Annotated in this window: 15 protein-coding genes and 2 pseudogenes; 6 read left to right on the top strand and 11 right to left on the bottom strand. The window is 63.3% G+C overall.

Annotated features, from left to right (window positions below; genetic code table 11):
- Positions 1 to 130 precede the first annotated feature (130 nt).
- Entirely contained in the window at positions 131 to 1,282 is a 1,152-nt protein-coding gene (locus tag K5Q02_RS19350; RefSeq protein ID WP_225833293.1) for an amidase, read from the top strand.
- A 39-nt stretch (positions 1,283 to 1,321) separates the two neighbouring features.
- Here the strand turns inward: K5Q02_RS19350 and K5Q02_RS19355 are convergent, their stop codons facing one another.
- Complete coding sequence (locus K5Q02_RS19355; RefSeq protein ID WP_225833295.1) at positions 1,322 to 1,837, bottom strand: MarR family winged helix-turn-helix transcriptional regulator; 516 nt, start codon at positions 1,835 to 1,837, stop codon at positions 1,322 to 1,324.
- A gap of 465 nt (positions 1,838 to 2,302) precedes the next feature.
- On the opposite strand from K5Q02_RS19355, the gene K5Q02_RS19360 reads away from it, so the two are divergent.
- The 4 genes from K5Q02_RS19360 (at position 2,303) to K5Q02_RS19375 (ending at position 7,097) form a co-directional block, all read left to right on the top strand.
- A complete protein-coding gene (locus K5Q02_RS19360; RefSeq protein WP_225833298.1) occupies positions 2,303 to 3,343 on the top strand; it encodes an aromatic ring-hydroxylating oxygenase subunit alpha in 1,041 nt (346 codons plus the stop codon).
- A complete protein-coding gene (locus K5Q02_RS19365) occupies positions 3,330 to 4,283 on the top strand; it encodes a PDR/VanB family oxidoreductase (RefSeq protein ID WP_225833301.1) in 954 nt (317 codons plus the stop codon). The genes K5Q02_RS19360 and K5Q02_RS19365 overlap by 14 nt, the downstream gene beginning before the upstream one ends.
- A gap of 25 nt (positions 4,284 to 4,308) precedes the next feature.
- Complete coding sequence (gene hpxZ / locus K5Q02_RS19370; RefSeq protein WP_225833304.1) at positions 4,309 to 5,868, top strand: oxalurate catabolism protein HpxZ; 1,560 nt, start codon at positions 4,309 to 4,311, stop codon at positions 5,866 to 5,868.
- A gap of 98 nt (positions 5,869 to 5,966) precedes the next feature.
- Positions 5,967 to 7,097, top strand: coding sequence for a metal-dependent hydrolase (locus K5Q02_RS19375; RefSeq protein WP_225833306.1), 1,131 nt, complete (start codon positions 5,967 to 5,969; stop codon positions 7,095 to 7,097).
- A gap of 58 nt (positions 7,098 to 7,155) precedes the next feature.
- On the opposite strand, the gene K5Q02_RS24650 is transcribed toward K5Q02_RS19375, so the two are convergent.
- From K5Q02_RS24650 to hppD, 7 genes and pseudogenes are all read right to left on the bottom strand, one after another.
- Complete coding sequence (locus K5Q02_RS24650; RefSeq protein ID WP_442964019.1) at positions 7,156 to 8,028, bottom strand: methyl-accepting chemotaxis protein; 873 nt, start codon at positions 8,026 to 8,028, stop codon at positions 7,156 to 7,158.
- A gap of 30 nt (positions 8,029 to 8,058) precedes the next feature.
- Positions 8,059 to 9,111 (bottom strand): annotated as a pseudogene (locus K5Q02_RS24655) (methyl-accepting chemotaxis protein); the annotation flags it as partial.
- A gap of 256 nt (positions 9,112 to 9,367) precedes the next feature.
- Positions 9,368 to 10,756, bottom strand: coding sequence for an amino acid permease (locus K5Q02_RS19385; RefSeq protein WP_225833311.1), 1,389 nt, complete (start codon positions 10,754 to 10,756; stop codon positions 9,368 to 9,370).
- A gap of 83 nt (positions 10,757 to 10,839) precedes the next feature.
- Positions 10,840 to 11,490, bottom strand: a complete 651-nt coding sequence (gene maiA, locus K5Q02_RS19390) for a maleylacetoacetate isomerase (RefSeq protein WP_225833313.1) — start codon at positions 11,488 to 11,490, stop codon at positions 10,840 to 10,842.
- 242 nt (positions 11,491 to 11,732) lie between these two features.
- Entirely contained in the window at positions 11,733 to 12,719 is a 987-nt protein-coding gene (locus K5Q02_RS19395; RefSeq protein WP_225833315.1) for a fumarylacetoacetate hydrolase family protein, read from the bottom strand.
- Positions 12,719 to 13,860, bottom strand: a pseudogene (locus K5Q02_RS19400) (homogentisate 1,2-dioxygenase). The gene K5Q02_RS19395 and the pseudogene K5Q02_RS19400 overlap by 1 nt, the downstream one beginning before the upstream one ends.
- Positions 13,861 to 13,864: 4 nt before the next feature.
- On the bottom strand, positions 13,865 to 14,947 hold the full coding sequence (gene hppD, locus K5Q02_RS19405) for a 4-hydroxyphenylpyruvate dioxygenase (protein ID WP_225833317.1): 1,083 nt from the start codon (positions 14,945 to 14,947) through the stop codon (positions 13,865 to 13,867).
- Positions 14,948 to 15,243: 296 nt separating this feature from the next.
- Here hppD and K5Q02_RS19410 point away from each other — a divergent pair, with 296 nt between their 5' ends.
- On the top strand, positions 15,244 to 15,846 hold the full coding sequence (locus K5Q02_RS19410; RefSeq protein ID WP_225833319.1) for a hypothetical protein: 603 nt from the start codon (positions 15,244 to 15,246) through the stop codon (positions 15,844 to 15,846).
- A gap of 428 nt (positions 15,847 to 16,274) precedes the next feature.
- On the opposite strand, the gene K5Q02_RS19415 is transcribed toward K5Q02_RS19410, so the two are convergent.
- Genes K5Q02_RS19415 through trhO form a run of 3 tightly spaced genes read right to left on the bottom strand, consistent with a single transcriptional unit; the run spans position 16,275 to position 19,619 of the window.
- Positions 16,275 to 18,053: an ABC transporter ATP-binding protein gene (locus K5Q02_RS19415; RefSeq protein ID WP_225833321.1), complete on the bottom strand. Its 1,779-nt coding sequence runs from the start codon at positions 18,051 to 18,053 to the stop codon at positions 16,275 to 16,277.
- The gene (locus K5Q02_RS19420; protein ID WP_225833323.1) at positions 18,046 to 18,678 is read right to left on the bottom strand and encodes a DsbA family protein; all 633 of its coding nucleotides are present in this window, start codon (positions 18,676 to 18,678) and stop codon (positions 18,046 to 18,048) included. The genes K5Q02_RS19415 and K5Q02_RS19420 overlap by 8 nt, the downstream gene beginning before the upstream one ends.
- 2 nt (positions 18,679 to 18,680) lie before the next feature.
- Positions 18,681 to 19,619: an oxygen-dependent tRNA uridine(34) hydroxylase TrhO gene (gene trhO / locus K5Q02_RS19425; protein WP_225833325.1), complete on the bottom strand. Its 939-nt coding sequence runs from the start codon at positions 19,617 to 19,619 to the stop codon at positions 18,681 to 18,683.
- Positions 19,620 to 19,898: the final 279 nt, after the last annotated feature.

Consider the following 19,898-nt stretch of genomic DNA (forward strand, 5'->3'; position numbering starts at 1 on the left):
CATCTGTAGGAGCCGGCTTGCCGGCGATATTTGCCCGGCAGGCGCATGAATGGCGGCCTGGCTATCCGCGCCATGCGTGTCGGGCTCGCTCACCTGTTATCTTTCATCGCTCACTGTCAGGAACATGCCCATGAAGCTTGCCAACGGAATGATCACCGATGATCCGATCCATCTTGCCGCCACCGGTTCGGGCCCCCTCGACGGCCTGAGCTTCGCGGTCAAGGACGTGATGGCAATCGCTGGCCACCGCACCGGCTGCGGTCACCCGCTGTGGCGTGATAGCCACTCGCCTGCGCAAACCACCTCGCCGCTGATCGAACAACTGCTGGCCGCGGGCGCCACGCTGACGGGCAAGACTCACACCGACGAGCTGACCTACAGCCTGGCCGGCAGCAACGTCCACTACGGCACGCCACCCAACCCCGCCGTGCCGGGTGCAACCGCGGGTGGCTCGTCGAGCGGCTCGGCATCGGTGGTGGCCGCAGGCCTGGTGGATTTCGCCATGGGCAGCGATACCGGTGGCTCGATTCGTATTCCAGCCAGCTACTGCGGGATTTACGGGCTGCGCCCCAGCCACGGAGCACTCGACTACGCACATTGCGCGCAACTGGCACGCAGCTTCGACTGCCTGGGCTGGTTCGCCCGCGATGGCGAAACCCTGGAACGGGTCGGCAAGGTGCTGTTGCCAGCGGGTGAGCATCGCCTGCAACGTGTGCTGCTGGTCAGCAACGTGCGTGAGGAGGCTGGCGAAGCGGTGCTGGCGCAATTCAACAGCTGGCTGACACTGTCGCGCCTGCCGCTGCCCTGTGATGGCTGGCAGGCACTGCCGTCGCTGGCCGACTTCGCCAACGATTTCCGCACCTTGCAGGCCTTCGAAGCCTGGCAGGAATACGGCAACTGGATCAGCCAGCACCAGCCGCAGTTCGGCCCAGGGGTGAAAGAGCGCTTCGCCAATGCCAGCCGCGTCAGTGAGACGGATGCTACCGCTGCGCAGAAACGCCTCGGCATATTGCGTGCAGAGCTGGATGCCCTGCTCGGCGATGACGGCGTGCTGTGCCTGCCCACTGCACCCAGCCCGGCGATCGCCCTGACGGCCAGCGACGAGCAGGTCGAGCAGATTCGCCTGGCGACCCAGCGGATGACCGCCATCGCCGGCGTCGGCGGGTTACCCCAGGTATCCGTGCCGCTGCTGCAGACCGCTGACGGCCCGGTGGGCGTTTCGCTGATTGGCCCGCGCGGCAGTGACCGTGCGCTGCTTGCCCTGGCACGTCAGCTGAGCTGAGGCCGCGTTGGCCTGCTTGCTCGACGCCTGATACAGAGATCAGTTGCCGGTCTCTGTAGGCTGCAGGCGCAAGGGAGCACTTCTGACCTCGTTGTTGGCCTCCACCAGGCGGATCAGCTGGAGCATGAACAGGTCGCGCTCTTCGGCTGGCAGCGCCTCCAGTGTGCGGTCATGGGCACGCTGAACGGCATCGTTCATCTTCGTGACCAGGGTTTTGCCCTTGCGCGCCAGTTTCACCAGTTTGACGCGCTTGTCCTTCTCGCTCTGCCGGCGCAATAACAACCCCCGCGCTTCGAGGCGGGGAATCACTTCGGCGACACTGGTGCGCTCCAGACCAATGGCCTGAGCGATGGTGTTCTGATCCATCTCGCCCAATATGCCCAGTGAACTGAGCAGGCTGTACTGCACGGGCGTGATGTCATGGCCTCGGGTTTCCTCCTGGAACAGGCTGCAATGCACCTGATGCAGGCGACGTATCAAAAAGCCAGGTCGACCCAACAGGCTCGAGCGACTGACGGCCTCATCGACCATGGCTTTTACTTCTTGGTTGTCCATATTGCGCTCCGTAGCTCCCGGCTACTCGCTGATGATTAACAGTTGCGTCGTTACGTTTCGACAGATCCACCAGCGCCAGCAATCGTCAGCGCTATCCCTACCCCGCTCAGGCTCGTCGGCGCTAACCACAAAACGCCAAACGACAATTCCCCTCAGCACGAATCATGCCGTCAAAGCTGGAGGCTTCTTGTTCGCATTTACGCCGTCAAACTACCACACCTGCCCATATAAGTGGCATACCACTCAAATAGCGCACGCTTATATAGCAGTGCGCTGCCTTTAGCGCTCCCTCCCGGTATTGAAGGAAATCGGCTGATTGCGCCCCGCCTGGGTTGCAGGCGCAGACAAAAAACGTGGCATACCTCTTGCTTTTCATTGGCCATTGGAAACATTCGCGCACTGCGACTTTTCATCCCAGCGCTTAGCCGGCCTGGAATCCTTATGTGCAGGAACGGAGTTCGACCCATGAATTGCAAAGAGCATCTCAACAACCTGGACGCCCCGCTGGCACCCGCCCTGCTCAATGACTGGCATGTGGTCGCCAGCAGCGAGGAAGTGGTAGAGGGCACGCTGTATCCGTCCACCCTGTTCGACCGTGATCTGGTGATCTGGCGGGACTCCAAGGGCCAGGCCTATGTCTGGGAAGACCTGTGCATTCATCGTGGCGCGCGCCTGTCCAAAGGCTTCATCGCGTCCGACAAGGTGATCTGCCCGTACCACGGCTGGAACTACGACGGCAGCGCGCAGTGCACGCTGATTCCGGCATCGCCCAACGAAACGCCGATGAAAAAGGCCAAGGCCATCGCTCACCATGTGAAGGAGGCCTACGGTTTCATCTGGACCTGCCTGGGTGAGCCGGCACAGGATATCGCCGCCTTCCCCGAATGGCTCGACGACAGCTACAAGAAAGTGGTCTGCGGGCCTTACGAGTTCAAATCCGGCTACCGCGCGCTGGAGAACTTCATCGACCCGACCCACTTTCCCTTCGTACACGCTGGCGTCAACGGCCTGATGGACGCACCGGATCCCATCGGTCAGTACCGGGTGTGGGAAGAGGATGGCGTGCTGGCCACCTCGGAAGTACAGGTCACCCAGCCCTATGGCGACCCGCGCCAGGTGCCCGTCATCGCCTACTACGCCTACAAGTGCCTGCGCCCGGGCGTGGCCTATTTCAAGAAGCGCCTGATCATTTCCGACCCGCTGCGCGCTCATGAAGGTAACGAGAACGACCGCTTCTGCACCTTCTTCACCATGCAGCAGGTCAGCGAGACGCGCAGCATCGTGCGCATCTGCTGCGCCATGAACTTCGACCCGATGCCCAGCGATGAAGACGTGCGCCGCCGCCAGGATCTGGTCTACGCCCAGGACAGCGCGATTGTCGACACCCAACGCCCCGAGCGCATCCCCACCGACCTGCGCCAGGAGCTGCACCACAGCACCGACCTGCTCGGCATGAAGTACCGATCCTGGCTACGCGGCATGGGTATCAACTATGGCACCGTCTGAAACGCTCGCGCCGACGTTCCGCCTCACGGCCATGCGCTACGGGGCACAGGACATCGTGCTCTACGAGTTCCAGCCGCTGAATGGCCAGCCCCTGGCTGCGGTTCAGGCCGGCGCCCACCTGGACATCGTGCTGCCCAACGAGCAGATCCGCTCGTACTCGCTGCTCACCCCGCTGTGCGACGCCGAACGCTATGTGGTCGCGGTCAAGCGCGACGCCGACGGCCTCGGCGGCTCGCGCTGGCTGCACGATCAGGCACGGGTCGGCCAGACCTTCGTCCTGCAGCCGCCACGCAACCATTTCGCGCTCGCCGATGGCGATGCCCCGGTGCTGCTGCTTGCCGGTGGCATCGGTATCACGCCGCTGTTCTCGATGCTCGCGGAGCTGCGTGGTGCCGGGCGCAGGGTGCATCTGCACTACTGGAGCCGGGCTGCCGAGCAGACGCTGTTCCTCGATGCATTGGAACGCAGCGACGACGTGACCCTGCACTTCTCCGGCACTGCGGGCCGCAAGTCCCTCGCCGACGTCCTCACCGCTGTCGACCCGCGCACCGAGATCTATTGCTGCGGCCCGCTGCGTATGCTCGCCGACCTCGAGACGCTGAGCGCCGCCCATGGCCTGGAGCACGTGCGCGTCGAGCGCTTCCAGGGCGCCAGCCCACCGGCCACAGCTAGCGAAACCTTCACCGTGGTGCTCGCGCGTTCGGGCACCGAAGTGCAGGTCTGCAAGGGCGAAACCATCCTCGGTGCTCTACTCGAGGCAGGTGCCGATGTCATGTACTCCTGCGAGCAAGGCATCTGCGGCGCCTGCGAAGTGAAGGTCGTGGAAGGCGATCCGCTGCACGCGGACTCGGTGTACTCGGCCGAGGAACATGCTCAACGCGGCAGCATGATGATCTGCTGCTCCAGCAGTAACAGCGGCCGGCTGGTGCTGGATATCTAGAAACTCTAACAAGCGAGCGTACCCCATGACCGATCTGGCAGCCTCCGATCTCCAGCCTGCGCTGGAAAAGCTGTATGCCGTACGCCCCGTCTGGCAACGGGTGGTCAGCGCCGCCGAGGCCATAGGCCTGGCCGACAGAACCCTGCTGCACGCCGGGCCGCCCTTTCGTCTCGGTGAGCAACCGAGCGCGCCGATCCTGTCATCCGCGGTGCTCTGCTGCCTGCACGAGGGCTGGGCCGACAGCGAGGCTGCAGCGCAATACCTGATCACCAGCGGTGAAGTGCGCCTCGAATCGGCACAGGATTTCAATGTGGTGACGCCGCTGGCTGCGGTGATTTCACCGACTACCACGCTGGTCGAGGTGGTCGATGCCGCCGGGATCAACCCGCGCCCCTGCTGGTCGATCCTGGGCAGTGGCCGGGGGCCACAGATCCGTTTCGGCACGCGCCAGCAGGCGGTAATAGAACGTCTGGCATGGCGCGATGGCGAGCTTGCCCGGGCATTGCAGAGCGCCCTGGCCGCCGGCCCCATCGATCTGCTTCCGCTAGCCGTCATCGGGCTGCAGCGCGGTGACGACCTGCACAGCGTCACCAGCGGTGCCAGCCGGGCACTGCAGGAACGCTTGCTGCCGCTACTGGAAGGTGCAGACGAGGTCGAGCGGATGCTCGATGAAACACCGCTGTTCTTCCTGACGCTGTGGATGGCCGCCTGCCATTTGCTGCTCGATACGCTGTGCGATGAGCCCGCGGCACGATCGCTGCTGGTGGGGCTGGCCGGCAACGGTATCGAGGTCGGCATCCGGCTGGCTGGCGACCCCACTCACTGGCGCACGGCCACAGCCCACACGCCACAAGGGCCGCGCCTGAAAATGGGTGACGAGCCAATCAGCCCGATGCTTGGCGACAGCGGCGTGATCGATGCCGCCGGCTTCGGTGCCCAGGCCTGGCACCACGCCACCGGTGTCGCCGCCGATATGGCCGGCTGGCTGCCGGGGCGCCCGGCTGGCGCACCGCACTGGCAGGTAGGCCAGCACCCGCTGTTCGCCCCCTTCGGCCTGGGAGCCGCTATCGACATCGAGCGGATCGACCCTCGCGCACGCTTGCCGAACGTGGCTATCGCCATGCTCGATGCCCGGGGCGAGGCCGGCCTGCTCGGGCGCGGCGTATGCCAGACACCGGCACGCCTGTACGGGTCGCCTGCAGCCGATGAGCCGGAGTTGAACGATCCTCTGGTACTCGCCCAGGTCAGCGCGGCCTTCGAGCGTTACGAACAGGCATTGATCAGCAACGACATCGCCACGCTGGACGAGCTGTTCTGGCAGAGCCCGCATACAGTTCGCTACGGCGCCACGGAAAACCTCTACGGCAGCGCAGCGATCCGCGCGTTTCGTGATGGCCGCCCGGCAACCGGACTGTCACGCAAGATCATCGAGCGCTCGATAACCAGCTTCGGCAGCGACAGTGCCGTCACTCATATCGCCTTCAGCCGTGCGGGCAATCCCCGCACCGGCCGCCAGACTCAGACCTGGATTCGCATCGCAGGCGCCTGGCGGATCGTGTCCGCCCATGTCAGCAACATGGATTAGCAGCTCTATCGGCTGAAACCTTTGCTTGAAATTTGCCGATACAAGGTGCGAGACGCTCAAGTAACGTAGTCGACCGCGCAGGCATTTCAGAGAAGACCATGGACTCGATTACCCAAGCCGTACTCGGCGCCAGCATTCAGGGCGCTCTGCTGGGGCGTTGGCAAGGGCGCAAGGCGCTGCTGTACGGCGCCATGCTGGGCACCTTGCCGGATCTGGATGTGGTCATCGACTATGGCGACTCGGTGGCGGCGATGACCTACCACCGGGGCTTCAGCCATTCGCTGTTCGTGCTCACTGGTTTTGCCCTGCTGCTGACCTGGCTGCTACGACAGTGGCGACCACACCCTGGTTATTCGGCGCAGCGGCTGTTCCTGGCAATCTGGCTGGTACTGATCACCCATCCGCTGCTCGATGCCTTCACCAGTTACGGCACGCAACTGCTCTGGCCGCTGACACCAACGCCCGCGGCCTGGTCGAGCATCTTCATCATCGATCCGATCTACAGCCTGCCGCTGCTTGGCGCGGTGATCTATGGGCTGATCAGCGGCTTGAAAGATCGGGCCAACCCGGTGGTCAATTGGGCGCTGGCGTTTTCTACCGTTTACCTGGCCTCGACCCTGGGCGGCAAATACATGGCCGAACACCGGGTGGAGCAAGAGCTGGCCCGTCAGGGCATCGAAGCCGAAGCCATCTTCAGCTCGCCGACGCCGTTCAATACGCTACTGTGGCGAGTCATCGTGATCGAGGGTGAGGACTACCACGAAGCGCTGGTGGGCTGGTTCGACAGCGCACCACCGGCATTGGAACGAATGCCTCGCGGTGCCGCGCTAGGGAAGGTGCTGGATGATTCGCCGACTCACCAACGGCTGCAATGGTTTACGGATGACGTACTGCGCTACGACCGGCTCGGCGATCATCTGGTGGTGACCGATATTCGCCTGGGCATGACCGGCTTCCACCCGTTCCGCTTCGATTTCGCCCATTGGCAGGACAACGCCTGGCAGGTGCAGCCTTATATCGATCGTTGGCCGGCAGAACGTGGTGACATGCAGCGCCTTGCCCTGCTCTGGCAGCGCATCTGGCAGCCCTCGACGCCCGTCCCACTGGCGCTCTGGGCCAGCGAGCTGAGTCAGTATCCGCACGGCGAGCGCTCACCAGCCGATGCCGATCTGGCCCCGGGCCGCAAAGCCGCCAGCTCCGCAAACGACAAGAAAGACCCGGCGCTATAAACCGTAGCCTGGGTTGAGCGCAGCGATACCCGGGAAACCCTCTCCCGGGTATTACGCCTCAGGTTCGGAACTGCCTGACTAGGCCTTGCAGCTCGACGCCGAGGCGCGCCAGTTCTGCACTCGAAGCGGCGGTCTGTTGGCTGGCGCTGGCGCTCTGCTCGCCGATGTCGCGTACTCGGGTAACGCTCTCGCTGATGGTTTCCGCTACCGCGCTCTGCTCTTCCGCCGCGGCAGCGATCTGCTGATTCATCTGTTCGATGGAGCTCACCGCCTGGGTGATGCGCCCAAGCGCCTCGCCTGCTTCGCCGGCCAGGCTCACGGTGCGTTGAGTCAATGCACGGCTGCCTTCCATCTGCGCCGAGGCACCACCGGCCAGGCGCTGCAGGTTGGCGATCAGGTTTTCGATTTCCTGGGTCGAGTCATGGGTGCGTCGCGCCAGGGCTCGCACTTCATCGGCCACCACGGCGAAACCGCGGCCCTGGTCGCCGGCGCGGGCGGCTTCGATAGCGGCGTTGAGCGCCAGCAGGTTGGTCTGTTCGGCGACCGCGCGGATTACCTCGAGCACGCTGCCGATGCGCCCGCTTTCCTGATTCAGTTCCTGCATGGCTTCAGCCGACTGCTCGACCTCCTGGGCCAGCTTGCCGATCTGGCTGATCGCCTGCTGCACCACCTGATTGCCCTGCTGAGCTTCGCGATCAGCATCGGCGGCAGCCAGGGAGGCCTGCTCGGCGTTCTGCGCCACTTCCTGCACGGTGGCAGCCATCTGGTGGATCGCGGTAGCGGTCTGCTCGGTTTCCAGCTTCTGATTCTGCACACCGGCACTGGTCTGCGCTGTGATTGCCGAGAGCTGCTCAGCCGCCGCCGCAATCTGCCCCACCCCAGCGCCAATTCGCCCGACCAGATCGCGCAGGCTGCGAGTCATGCCCTGCATGGCCTCGAGCAACTGGCCGAGTTCGTCGTGACGATTAAGCGGTAAATCCTGACTCAGGTCACCGCCAGCGATGCGCTGGGCGAAGGCCACGGTCTGACGCAGCGGCGCGACAATGGAACGGCTGATGCTCAGCGCCGCGAACAGGCCAATCAACACGGCCGCCCCACCCATGCTGCCGAGTAGCAGCATGGCGCTGTGGCTGTCGTCGGTCATGCTCTGCTCTTCGACGTTCTTGGCCTGCTCGGCCAGCGCCAGCACCTGGTCGGCCTGCTGGAGCATGGCCGCATCAGTGGCTTTGCTCTGTTCGTAGAGCGCCTGGAAATTGGTGAACGCCTGTTGGTAGGTACCAAGCGCCACCAGGGCTGCTTCGATGGCGCGCTTCTGATCGTCGTTGAGCCACACCATCAGGCCGCTGGCCGACGATTGCAGGTCGTAGCTGACGAAATTCCAGTCCTCCAGCGCAGCCTGCGAGCCATCGATGATGAACTGGCTCTCATGGCTGCGCAGCTCGAGCATGCGCTTGCTGAGGTTGGAGGCGGTTTCCGCCAGGGTCAGCGGGTCGCTGCCGCGAAGCTGGTCGCCAGCCAGGCGTAATTCACGAACGGCGTCGTACATGCCCAGCTCGATCATCTCGAACTGGCTGCGCGCTTCCTGGGCCGCTTCGCTCATCTGGGTACGGGCTTCGCTGGCGCGGGCCTGCTGCTGCACGCTGGCGTCGAACTGCTGCAGGTAGTCCGCGGTGGCGGTGTCCATGGCCTGCAGACGTTCACGTTCGGTGGGGGTGGCACTGGCGATCTGCTCGGCCAGGCCGGTTCGCACCTTGGCGAGCTGCTCACGCATGCGCTGCGCATCGGCTTCGCTGTGGCTGATGGCGTAATCGCGCTCCATGCGCCGCGCACCGAGTATCTGCGCGTCGATGGTCGACAACCCGAGGGACTGGGCGTGCCCCTTCATCACCGCCTGCACGGCGACGAAACCACTGCCGGTCACGGCAACGGTCAGCAACAGCACCAGGCCAAAGCCCATCAGAAGTTTCTTGCCTACGGAAAGGTCGACGAATAGTCGAGTGGCAGAATGCAACATCTAAGCGGCTCCATTTATTTTTATAGATTGCAGTGCTCGAGCGCCGCTACATCGACGCTACTCGTGGCTCCAGTCAATTCATCGGCCACGCCGCGCAAAGCCTTAGCAAAAAGACAGCGCCATTAAGTTGCCACTATACCTTCAGGTTCACTGAGAGGTTTGCTGTAGCGCAACAAAAGGTTGCAGCACGGCAGCAGATGGCACAAATGACACCCGCAGCCTTGCACTGCGAGTGTTGCAGACGACAGCCCAGCCCCTAGCGAGCGAGCCGACGCTGGCGCAGCTGGAAGCAGCCCCAGATGAACAGCAGCCAGAACGGGATGGCGAACACCGACATGCGAATGCCCGGAATGAACAGCATCAAACCGAGGATGAACACCACAAACCCCAGGCACAGGTAGTTGGCGAAGGGGAACCAGAAGGCCTTGAACGACGGCTCGACGCCCTTGGCCTGCATGGCCTTGCGGAACCTGAGGTGAGCCAGGCTAATCATCGCCCAGTTGATCACCAGCGCGGCGACCACCAGAGACATCAGCAACTCCAGGGCGCTCTTCGGCACTAGGTAGTTGACTACCACACAGATCAGCGTGAAGGCCGCCGAGAAGAAGATCGCCAGCACCGGCACACCGCGCTTGTCGACCTTGAGTAGCGACTTGGGTGCATTGCCCTTCTCAGCCAGGCCATAGAGCATGCGGCTGTTGCAGTACACGCCGCTGTTGTAGACCGACAGCGCCGCGGTGAGCACCACGAAGTTGAGGATGTGCGCAGCGGTGTCACTACCGATCAGCGAAAAAATCTGCACGAAGGGGCTGCTGCCGTAGGAGTCGCCGCCAGCGGTAAGGGTCGCCACCAGGTCGTCCCAAGGGTGCAACGACAGCAGCACGGTCAGCGCGCCGATGTAGAAAATCAGGATGCGATAGACCACTTGGTTGATGGCCTTGGGGATCACCTTTCTCGGCTGATCGGCCTCGGCCGCGGTAATACCCACCAATTCCAGGCCGCCGAAGGAGAACATGATAATGGCCATCACCATCACCAGCCCCGAGATACCGTTGGGGAAGAAGCCACCATGGCTCCACAGGTTGCTCACCGATGCCTGCTCGCCACCTGCGCCGCTGAACAGCAGGTAGCAGCCGAGCAGGATCATGCCCATGATCGCCACCACCTTGATGATCGAGAACCAGAACTCGGCCTCGCCGAACACCCGCACATTGGTCAGGTTGATGGCGTTGATGGCGACGAAGAACACCGCCGCAGTGGCCCAGGTCGGTACTTCCGGCCACCAGTACTGCACGTACTTGCCCACCGCAGTGAGTTCGGCCATGCCGACCAGCACGTAGAGCACCCAATAGTTCCAACCCGACAGGAAGCCCGCGAACGGGCCCCAGTAGGCGTGGGCGAAGTGGCTGAAGGAGCCGGCCACGGGCTCTTCGACGATCATCTCGCCGAGCTGGCGCATGATCAGGAAGGCGATGAAACCGCCGATGGCGTAGCCGAGAATCATCGACGGCCCGGCGGACGCCATGACCCCGGCCGAGCCGAGGAACAGGCCGGTACCGATGGCGCCACCCAGGGCGATCAATTGAATATGACGGTTCTTCAGGCCCCGCTTGAGCTGGCCTGTCTGGAGCATTTCGCTTGGCATCTGTCACCTGTGGGTGATCGACCGTGACGGGATCGAACCCGCTCGGCTCGTGGCCTGGCGGAATGGCTTGGTTTTCTCGTCGATCACTGCGCGTCGGGCTGAGCATCCGGTGCGGCTTGCTGGAACGCCTCGAGGGCCTCACAACGTGCGGTCAGAGCGAGGATGCGAGGATACGCATCGAGGTCACAGTCGAAACGGCGCGCATTGTACACCTGTGGAACCAAACAGGCTTCCAGATAGCCGGGCCGCTTGCCCAGGGAAAATGTTTCACCGTACGCCACCAAGCCCTGCTCCACGGCAGCCAGGCCCTGAGCCACCCAGTGCCGGTACCAGGCGTTTCTTCCCTCTTCGGAAACGCCCAACTCACGCCCGAGATACTGCAGCACCCGCAGGTTATCGAGCGGATGCACCTCGCAGGCGATGTGCAGCGCCAGAGCCCTGACCGCCGCGCGCTGCGCCGGGTCGCCAGGCAGTATCGCCGGCACCGGGAAGATCTCGTCGAGGTATTCGAGAATCGCCAGGGACTGGGCGATCCGCACCCCACCATTTTCCTCGTCCACCAGCAGCGGCACCAGGCCCTGGGGGTTCAGCGCCCGGTAGGCATCGCCGTGCTGCTCGCCGCCCTCACGAACCAGATGCACCGGCACGTGACGATAAGCGAGCCCCTTCAGGTTCAGTGCAATACGCACCCGGTAAGCGGCGCTGGAGCGCCAGTAGCCGTATAGCGTCAGCATGCCGGACTCCTTAACATGACTTGAGGGAGCGGCCTTAGCCGCGATCAATCTTGAACGTGCCATCGCCATCGCCATCGCGGCTAAAGCCGCTCCCACGCATCAGGAGCGTCGTAGCACTTCACTAGATCGATGCGCACCCGGTGCGTCGACCCTAAGTCAGGGTGCGGGCTACCTTCGAAACACCACCTCGTGGGAGCGGCTTCAGCCGCGATCAGCCTTGAAGGCGCCGATAGCATCGCGGCTCAGTGAGCTTCGTAGCGTTCTACCACTTGGTCGATGGCGCCGAAGATGCTCGCGCCAGCGGCGTCGAACATCTCGATGCGCACCCGGTCACCGAACTTGAGAAACGGGGTTTTCGCCTCGCCGTGCTCGATCACCTCCAGCATGCGCTTCTCGGCCAGGCAGCTGGAACCGGCACTGCGGTCGTAGTTGGAAACGGTGCCCGAACCGATGAGGGTACCGCTGCCCAGGGGCCGGGTACGGGCGGCGTGGGCGATCAGCGTGGGGAAATCGAAGGTCATGTCGGTGCCGGCGTCTGGTTGGCCGAACAGTTGGTCGTTGATGTGCGCCACCAGCGGCCGATGCACCCGCCCCTCGCGCCAGCTTTCGCCCAGCTCGTCCGGGGTGACCGCCACCGGAGAGAAGCTCGACGACGGCTTGCTCTGATAGAAACCGAAGCCCTTGGCCAGCTCGCCGGGAATCAGGTTGCGCAGCGACACGTCGTTGACCAGCAGCAGCAACTGCACATGGCCGAGCGCCTGAGCCGGCGTGGCGCCCATGGGCACGTCGTCGGTGATCACCGCCAGTTCGGCCTCCAGATCGATGCCCCAGGCTTCGTCACCCAGGCGGATCGGCGCGTGGGGCGGGATGAATGCATCCGCGCCGCCCTGGTACATCAGCGGCTCGTGCCAGAACGACTCGGGCATCTCGGCACCGCGAGCCTTGCGCACCAGCTCGACATGATTGACGTAGGCACTGCCATCGGCCCAGTGATAGGCGCGCGGCAGCGGGCTGTGACAATCGCGCTGGTCGAAGTCGAATGCGCTGGCCTCCAGACCGTCATTGAGGCGCTGGTAGACCGCCTCCAGTTGCGGCCGCCTGCTCGCCCATTCGTCCAGCGCGGCCTGCAACGTGTGGGCGATCTGCGGCACGCGAACGGCACGGGACAGATCGCGGGAGACGACCACCAGCACGCCGTCGCGCCCCTGGTTCAGCGATGCAAGTTTCATCAGGACTCCTTGCCCGGCGCACGCCAGGAACGTTCACGTACTCGGCAACGTCCACCGCAGCGGCGGCGTCAGCCACTTCCAGGGCGCGGCGGGTATCGATCATCACCGCCACTTCGTCAGTGAATGAAGCTGGATCGGTCTGCGCCTTCTTCAGGGCCTTGGGGTGCGGGCCATGGGGGAAACCGCAGGGATGCAGAGTGACCATCCCCGCTTCGATGTTGTCGCGGCTGAAGAAATTGCCACGGTGGTAGAACAGCACTTCGTCGTAGTCATCGTTGTTGTGGAAGAACGGCACCTTGAGTGCGCCGGGGTCGGACTCCACCGGCCGTGGTGTGAAGGTGCAGACCACGAAGCCGTTGGCCACGAAGGTGGTGTGTACCGACGGTGGCAGGTGGTAGCGATGGCTCGCCAGCGGCCGGATATCCCGCCAGTTGAGGCGCACCACGGTGTTGTCGCCGTGCCAGCCCACCACATCCAGCGGGTTGTAGGGATAGGTCACGGTGCTGATCTGGTTACGCCGCTTGATGCGGATCTGCCAGCTGCGTTCGTCCTGCTGGGCTTTGAAGGCATCATCGATATGCGGGTGATCGAGCACCGCCGGATCGAAGATCGCCTGGGGCCCGAGCAGCCCCTTGTCGGGGAGCTGGTAAGCGCCATCGGTGTTCTCGATCAGCAAAAAATGACTGGGCGCCGTCGGCTCGATGCGCCAGGCGGTGCCACGGGGAATCACCAGATAATCGCCATCGCGATACTCCAGGTGCCCGAAATCACAGTAGAAGTGCCCTGCGCCGTCATGCACGAACAGCAGTTCGTCGCCATCGCTGTTGCGCACCAGGTGGTTCATGGCGCCGGCGGTCTTCCACACGCGCAAGCGAATGTCGGCGTTATGCAGGGTCAGCGGCGCCTGTAGCGGGCAGTCGTGCTCGCTGGCAATCCGGTTGAAGTCGAAGGCATGGGGCCGCAGCGGGCCCTGCCAGTCGACCCAGCCGGTGGGCGGATGCTTGTGATGCAGATGGGTCACAGGGCCGAAGAAGCCTTCGCGGCCCATTTCTCGCTCGTAGGTCTCGCTCGGCAAGTCACAGTGGGCTTGCCGCGAGTGCTCGCCTTCACGCAGGGGAAAGCTGATCCATTGGCGGCTCATGGCTTCACTCCTCGCTGATCACACCGCGGCGCAGCTGATCCTCTTCGATGGATTCGAACAGGGCCTTGAAATTGCCCTCGCCGAAGCCCTGATTGCCCTTGCGCTGAATGATCTCGAAGAAGATCGGGCCGATCACCGTGTTGGTGAAAATCTGCAGCAGAATGCCGTCGTCACCTGGCGCACCGTCGATCAGCAGGTTCAGGTCATGCAGCACGTCCAGCGGCTCGCCATGCCCAGCCACGCGCTGGTCAACCTTCTCGTAATAGGTGTCCGGCGTGCTCATGAACGCCACGCCGTTGGCCTGCAGCTTGCGCACGGTGGAGTAGATGTCGTCGGTGGACAGCGCGATATGCTGGATACCCTCACCGTGGTACTCGCGGATGAATTCCTCGATCTGCGACTTGTCGTCCGCCGACTCGTTGATGGGAATACGGATCTTGCCGCAGGGCGCAGTCATGGCCCGGGAAACCAGGCCCGTGAGCTTGCCTTCGATATCGAAATAACGGATCTCGCGAAACCCGGCGATGCGCTCGTAGAAGCCGGACCAGACGTCCATCTGCCCGCGCTTCACGTTATGGGTGAGGTGGTCGATCATCTGCAGGCCGACGGCGTTGTCGTCCGGGCCGCGACCTTCGATAAACTCGAAGTCCACGTCGTAGATGCTTTGTTCGCCGTAACGATCAACCAGATACAGCAGCGAGCCGCCGATGCCCTCGACGCAGGGAATATTCAACTCACCGAAGTTGGCGTGGCTGCCGACCAGGGTGGCGCCCTGCTCCTGCACGTAGGCGGCAGCCTGGGCGGCATTACGAACCCGGAAGGCCATGGCGCAGGCGCTTGGCCCGTGCTTCTCGGCGAAGGCATGCACATGGCCGGTCGGGCTGCCATTAAGGACGAAGTTGACGCCGTGCTGCTGGAACAGCCAGACCTGCTTGCTACGGTGCTTGGCCGTTTCGGTGAAGCCCATGGCGGTGAACAATTCACGCAATTGTTCAATGCCTTCGGGCGTAGGGGCGGTGAATTCGACGAACTCGAAACCGTCGGTTCCGATGGGATTGTGCTGTTCGATTCTGGACACGGCGTTCATGGGTTGTCCTCGTTGTCGTTATGGCTTCATGACAGTCGAGGCGAGAGCCTGGGACAAGGCCCCCCGATGGGATGCAGTGCGACTACAGGACTAGGCTGTGGCAACGGATCGATACATCACATGGGCGCGGGCCAATATTCGTTGCTTTCAGAGCGACAGACCTCCCCTACACGTAAACCTTTCTTTACAGCATGGTCGATTTGGCTGCCGTCGGGATGATGGCCGAATGACAGGCAGATAACCGCAAACGCTGCCAGAATGACAACCATCCAAAAAGAGCCAACAACGAGGCCGCCATGAGCAGTGAAACGCCTTCCGAAGCCGAAAGCCCCGCCGCGTTCGATCTCGCCCCCGATAGCGACGAGGCGCGCCTGGCCAAGCTGGAAAAGGCCAACCGCTTCAATCGCCTGCTGATCTTCGGCTTGGCGCTGCTGCTGTTCATTGTGCTGTCCAGCCTGGCCACCTCGGCCGTGGTGAAGATGCTCGCTGACGAGCCACCGCCCTTCGACCCGGAGGCATTCGCCGCCGTCCAACAGCGTGCCGAAGCGCTGGAAAAGGAATTGGCCAGCCTTAAAGAAGATCAAAAACGCCAGGATGCCCTGCTGAAACTGGCTGCCACCCCGCCGCCCGCTGCACCAACAGCTGCGGCACCGGCAGCACCGCCGTCCCAGGACATCGCCGCGCTGAAACTTATGGGCCGCACCCTGCTGGGCCAGGAGCAGAGCTTTCAGCAGAGCCTGCAGGCTCTGAAAAACGGCATGCGCGACCTGGCCGATATGATCCCTGGCTCACGCAGCTGGCTGGATGATTACAACGAAGAACTCGACAAGGCCGTCAACGCTAGCGTGCAGCGCACCAAGGCGATTCAGCAATGGGGCAGCAAACTGCCGCACGAGTAGGGATTTTTGGGTAGCTCGACGGATCAACGCAGCTATATCCGGGGACGATCCTGGGTATCGCTGCGCTCAACCGCAGGCTACGGGATGGTGGATGACCGCAGATGATGCGGTACGGCCGCGATCCTTTCGCGCCGTGGGCGACGCTCCCACAAGAGTGGCGGCAACCGCACAGCCTGCAGACACCTCAGTAATCTAGGAGCCCGCTTGCGGGCGAATCGTGTGGCCAAAGCCGATCTTGCGCTAAGGCCGCCATTGCATCGCCCGCGAGCGGGCTCCTACAGGGCTGGCGGCGACCGCACAGCCTGCAGACACCTCAGTAATGTAGGAGCCTGCTTGCGGGCGAATCGTCTTGCCAACGCCGATCTTGCGGTATGGCCGCTATTGCATCGCCCGTAAGCGGGCTCCTACGCGGTACTGGGTTAGCGCACCTAGTGCTGCAAATTACCGTAAAGCTTGGCGTACAGGCCACCTTCGGCGATCAGTTGGCGGTGATCGCCGTCTTCGGCGACGCTGCCGCCGTCGAATACCAGAACGCGATCGGCCTGCTTCACCGCGCTCAGGCGGTGGGCGATGATCAATGTGGTGCGGCCGCGGAGGAACTGGGCCAGGGCTTCGTGCAAAGCGTATTCGGTCGCGGCGTCCAGGGCCGATGTAGCTTCGTCGAGTATCACCACTTTAGGCTCGGCGAGTACCATCCGGGCGATGGCCAGGCGCTGGCGCTGGCCACCGGAGAGGCGCACGCCGGAGCGGCCGACCACGGTATCCAGGCCTTGCGGCAACTGGCGGATGGTCTGAGCCAATTGGGCGATGCTCAGTGCCTGCCAGCAGGCTTCGTCGCTGCGTTCGCGGCCCATGCACAGGTTGGCGCGTACCGTGTCGTTGAACAGTGCCGGATGCTGCAGCACCACCGCCACGTGCTCGCGAATGGCTGGCAGGCCGATCTCTTCCTGGCTGCTGCCGCCGAAACGAATAACCCCAGCCTGAGGCGTATACAGGCCCAGCAGCAGTTGCACCAGCGTGCTCTTGCCGCCGCCGCTGGCACCGACGATGGCGACTTTCTCGCCAGGCGCGATGGACATATTGAGCCCCGTCAGCACCGGCTCCTCGCCGTAGGAAAAGGTCAGGTCGCGGATATCGATACCGACGGTTTCACGGCCCTTGAACGGGTCGGCGCCGCCGACATAATCCGGCTCGTCACGACGCCCGAGCAGTTCGTTGATGCGGGTCAGCGCCCCGCCGGCGGCATAGAAGGCGTACTGCAGACTGAGCAGCTGTTCCACCGGGCCGATCATGAACCACAGGTAGCTGAACACCGCGAGCATCTGGCCGATGGACAGGTCGGAGAACAGCACGGTAAGCATCGCCGCGGCCCGAAACACGTCGATGCCGAACTGGAACAACAGGCCGCTGGCGCGGTTCGAAGCATCGGTCTTCCACTGCGAGGCCACGGCATAGTCGCGCACTTCACGGGCACGCCCACCGAGGCGGCCGAGAAAGTAGCCCTGGCGATTACCGGCGCGCACTTCCTGGATCGAGTCGAGGGTTTCCGTCAGCGCCTGGGTGAAGCGCGAGGTGCTGTCGTTCTCGAGCTTCTTCAGGTGCTTGACGCGCTTGCCGAGCTGCACCGTGGCGTAGATCACCAGCGGGTTGAACAGCAGAATCAGCAGCGCCAGCTTCCAGTGCATCCACAGCAGAATCCCCGAGGTACCGGCCAGGGTCAGCACGCCGACCAGGAAGCGGCTCAGGGTTTCGCCGATGAATTTGTCCAAGGTGTCGAGATCGGTGACCAGGTGGGTAGTCACCGTACCGCCGCCAAGGCTTTCGTACTCGGCCAGGGAGATCCGCTTGAGACGCTCGATCAGGCGGATGCGGATGCGGTAGACGATGTCCTTGGAGAGCCGCGCGAACAGCCGCGCCTGCACCACGTTGAAGATCAACGCGCCGCCGCGCAACACGAAGGTCAGCGCCAGCATCAGCAGGATGTAGCCGACCGCGCTCTGCCACTGCGCAGGCAGGAAGTTGTCCATCACCTGGAGCGCGGCATTGCCGTCCCCCAGCAGCACTTCGTCGACCAGCAACGGCAGTAACAAGGGTATCGGCACGCTGCACAGAGTCGCCAGCACAGCAACCAGATTGGCAACGATCAGCGCACGCTTGTGGCGCAAGGCCAGGCGACGGATTTCCGCCCAGCTCAGGCGATCAACCATCGATGCCGTGCTCCAGCCAACGCGCGAGCAGTGGCGACAGGGTTTCGAGTGGCTGGTAGCCGTTGGTGAGCAACGCCAGGCGCCCGCCCTTCTCGGCCAGCAGGGTCGGGAAGCCGGCGATGCCAAGATCCTGCACCCAGCTGAAATCAGCAGCGGTGGCCCTGTGCTGTGCTTCGCTGTCGAAGGCCTCGGCGAATTCGATTCGCGGAATACCGACCTCTTCGGCCAGCCGCACCAGAGTGGTTGCCTGAGTCACGTCCGCGCCTTCCTGATAGAAAGCCTGCTGGATGCGCCGCGCCATCGGCCAGGCACTCTGCGGGTCGAGGCCACGCACGGTGACCACTGCCCGGCATGCTGCTTCGGTGTCGTAGCGCATGCCTTCGGGCAGCCCGGCGTCGAAGTTGAACAGCTGACCGGTGCTGGCGTTGACCGCCTGCCAGTAGCCCAGGTAACGCACCCGTGCGGCGGCATCGATAGCCACCTGATCACGGCGCAGACCGCCGAGCACCATCTGCATCGGCACACCCCGCTCGGCGGCCTGGGCTGCCAGCGCTTCGACCACCGGCGCGAAGCCCCAGCACCAGGAGCACATCGGGTCCATCACATAGAGCAGGCGCGCATGCATCCTCAGGCCTCGTGTTTTTGGCGGGGGTTGTTGCCCAGAGGATGGGGCTGATTGCGCACTTTCGCCAGTTCGATCTGACGCTGGCGCTCACGGGCGCCCTCGCGGGTCTTCTCCGGCAGAGTGTCCCAGCAGTGCGGGCAACTCACGCCTGGGCTGAAGTATTCAGAGGCGCGATCCTCGACCGAGATCGGCGTACGGCAAGCGTGGCACTGGTCGTAGTCACCCTCGCTGAGGTCGTGACGCACGGTGACGCGGTTGTCGAAGACGAAGCAGTCGCCCTGCCAGCGAGTTTCTTCCTGAGGCACTTCTTCCAGGTATTTGAGGATGCCGCCCTTGAGGTGGTAAACCTCCTCGAAGCCTTCGTTGAGCATGTAGCTGGAGGCCTTCTCGCAGCGGATGCCACCGGTGCAGAACATCGCCACCTTCTTGTGCTTGCTGGGGTCGAAGTGCTCGCGGATGTAGGCCGGAAACTCGCGGAAGGATTTGGTCTGCGGGTCGATGGCGCCTTCGAAGGTGCCGATAGACACCTCGTAATCGTTGCGGGTGTCGATCAGCAGCACTTCGGGGTCGGCGATCAGCGCGTTCCAGTCTTGCGGCTCGACATAAGTGCCGACGCGCTGGTTGGGATCGACGCCCGGTACGCCCAGGGTGACGATTTCCTTCTTCAGCTTGACCTTGGTGCGATAGAACGGCTGCTCGGCGCAGTAGGATTCCTTGTGATCGACATCGGCCAAACGTGGGTCGAGGGCGAACCAGGCGAACAGGCCATCGATGCCTTCACGGCTGCCGGAGACGGTACCGTTGATGCCCTCTTCGGCGAGCAGCAAAGTGCCCTTGATGCCGTTGGCGACCAGGGTGTCGAGCAAGGGTTGGCGCAGCGCCTCGTAGTCCGGCAGGGAGACGAATTTGTAGAGCGCCGCCACGACGATGTTGTCGGTCATGTCACTGTCCTTCAGTAGTCGCCCTCGCAAAGGGCGGACTGGGTACGAAATGGGAGCCGCTTCAGCAAAGCACCGCACTGCCCGATGGCATCGCCGGGGCATTGAATGAGGTGCATTGGAGAATTGGGCCGTGCAGTTTACTGGTCTTGGCGGCTCAGGTGTAGTGCAAGGAGCCGGAACGCTCGCTAGCGAAGACGGTCGAGAGAGAAGCGCGGCAATTCGCTGCCGCAACAGATCAATATCGTCGGGACGCTGGCCTGAACCCGCCCCGGCGCCACA

The organism is Pseudomonas sp. MM211, from assembly GCF_020386635.1.
GTDB lineage: Bacteria > Pseudomonadota > Gammaproteobacteria > Pseudomonadales > Pseudomonadaceae > Aquipseudomonas.

Excerpts from the sequence above, each read along its gene's own strand:
- K5Q02_RS19385 (WP_225833311.1), bottom strand. The coding sequence starts at position 10,756 with ATGCCAAGCGAAATGCTCCAGACAGGCCAGCTCAAGCGGGGCCTGAAG.
- K5Q02_RS19350 (WP_225833293.1), top strand. The coding sequence starts at position 131 with ATGAAGCTTGCCAACGGAATGATCACCGATGATCCGATCCATCTTGCC.
- K5Q02_RS19415 (WP_225833321.1), bottom strand. The coding sequence starts at position 18,053 with ATGGTTGATCGCCTGAGCTGGGCGGAAATCCGTCGCCTGGCCTTGCGC.
- K5Q02_RS19355 (WP_225833295.1), bottom strand. The coding sequence starts at position 1,837 with ATGGACAACCAAGAAGTAAAAGCCATGGTCGATGAGGCCGTCAGTCGC.
- K5Q02_RS19365 (WP_225833301.1), top strand. The coding sequence starts at position 3,330 with ATGGCACCGTCTGAAACGCTCGCGCCGACGTTCCGCCTCACGGCCATG.
- hppD (WP_225833317.1), bottom strand. The coding sequence starts at position 14,947 with ATGAACGCCGTGTCCAGAATCGAACAGCACAATCCCATCGGAACCGAC.
- hpxZ (WP_225833304.1), top strand. The coding sequence starts at position 4,309 with ATGACCGATCTGGCAGCCTCCGATCTCCAGCCTGCGCTGGAAAAGCTG.
- K5Q02_RS19375 (WP_225833306.1), top strand. The coding sequence starts at position 5,967 with ATGGACTCGATTACCCAAGCCGTACTCGGCGCCAGCATTCAGGGCGCT.
- K5Q02_RS19360 (WP_225833298.1), top strand. The coding sequence starts at position 2,303 with ATGAATTGCAAAGAGCATCTCAACAACCTGGACGCCCCGCTGGCACCC.
- maiA (WP_225833313.1), bottom strand. The coding sequence starts at position 11,490 with ATGCTGACGCTATACGGCTACTGGCGCTCCAGCGCCGCTTACCGGGTG.
- K5Q02_RS24650 (WP_442964019.1), bottom strand. The coding sequence starts at position 8,028 with ATGCAGGGCATGACTCGCAGCCTGCGCGATCTGGTCGGGCGAATTGGC.
- K5Q02_RS19410 (WP_225833319.1), top strand. The coding sequence starts at position 15,244 with ATGAGCAGTGAAACGCCTTCCGAAGCCGAAAGCCCCGCCGCGTTCGAT.
- trhO (WP_225833325.1), bottom strand. The coding sequence starts at position 19,619 with ATGACCGACAACATCGTCGTGGCGGCGCTCTACAAATTCGTCTCCCTG.
- K5Q02_RS19395 (WP_225833315.1), bottom strand. The coding sequence starts at position 12,719 with ATGAAACTTGCATCGCTGAACCAGGGGCGCGACGGCGTGCTGGTGGTC.
- K5Q02_RS19420 (WP_225833323.1), bottom strand. The coding sequence starts at position 18,678 with ATGCATGCGCGCCTGCTCTATGTGATGGACCCGATGTGCTCCTGGTGC.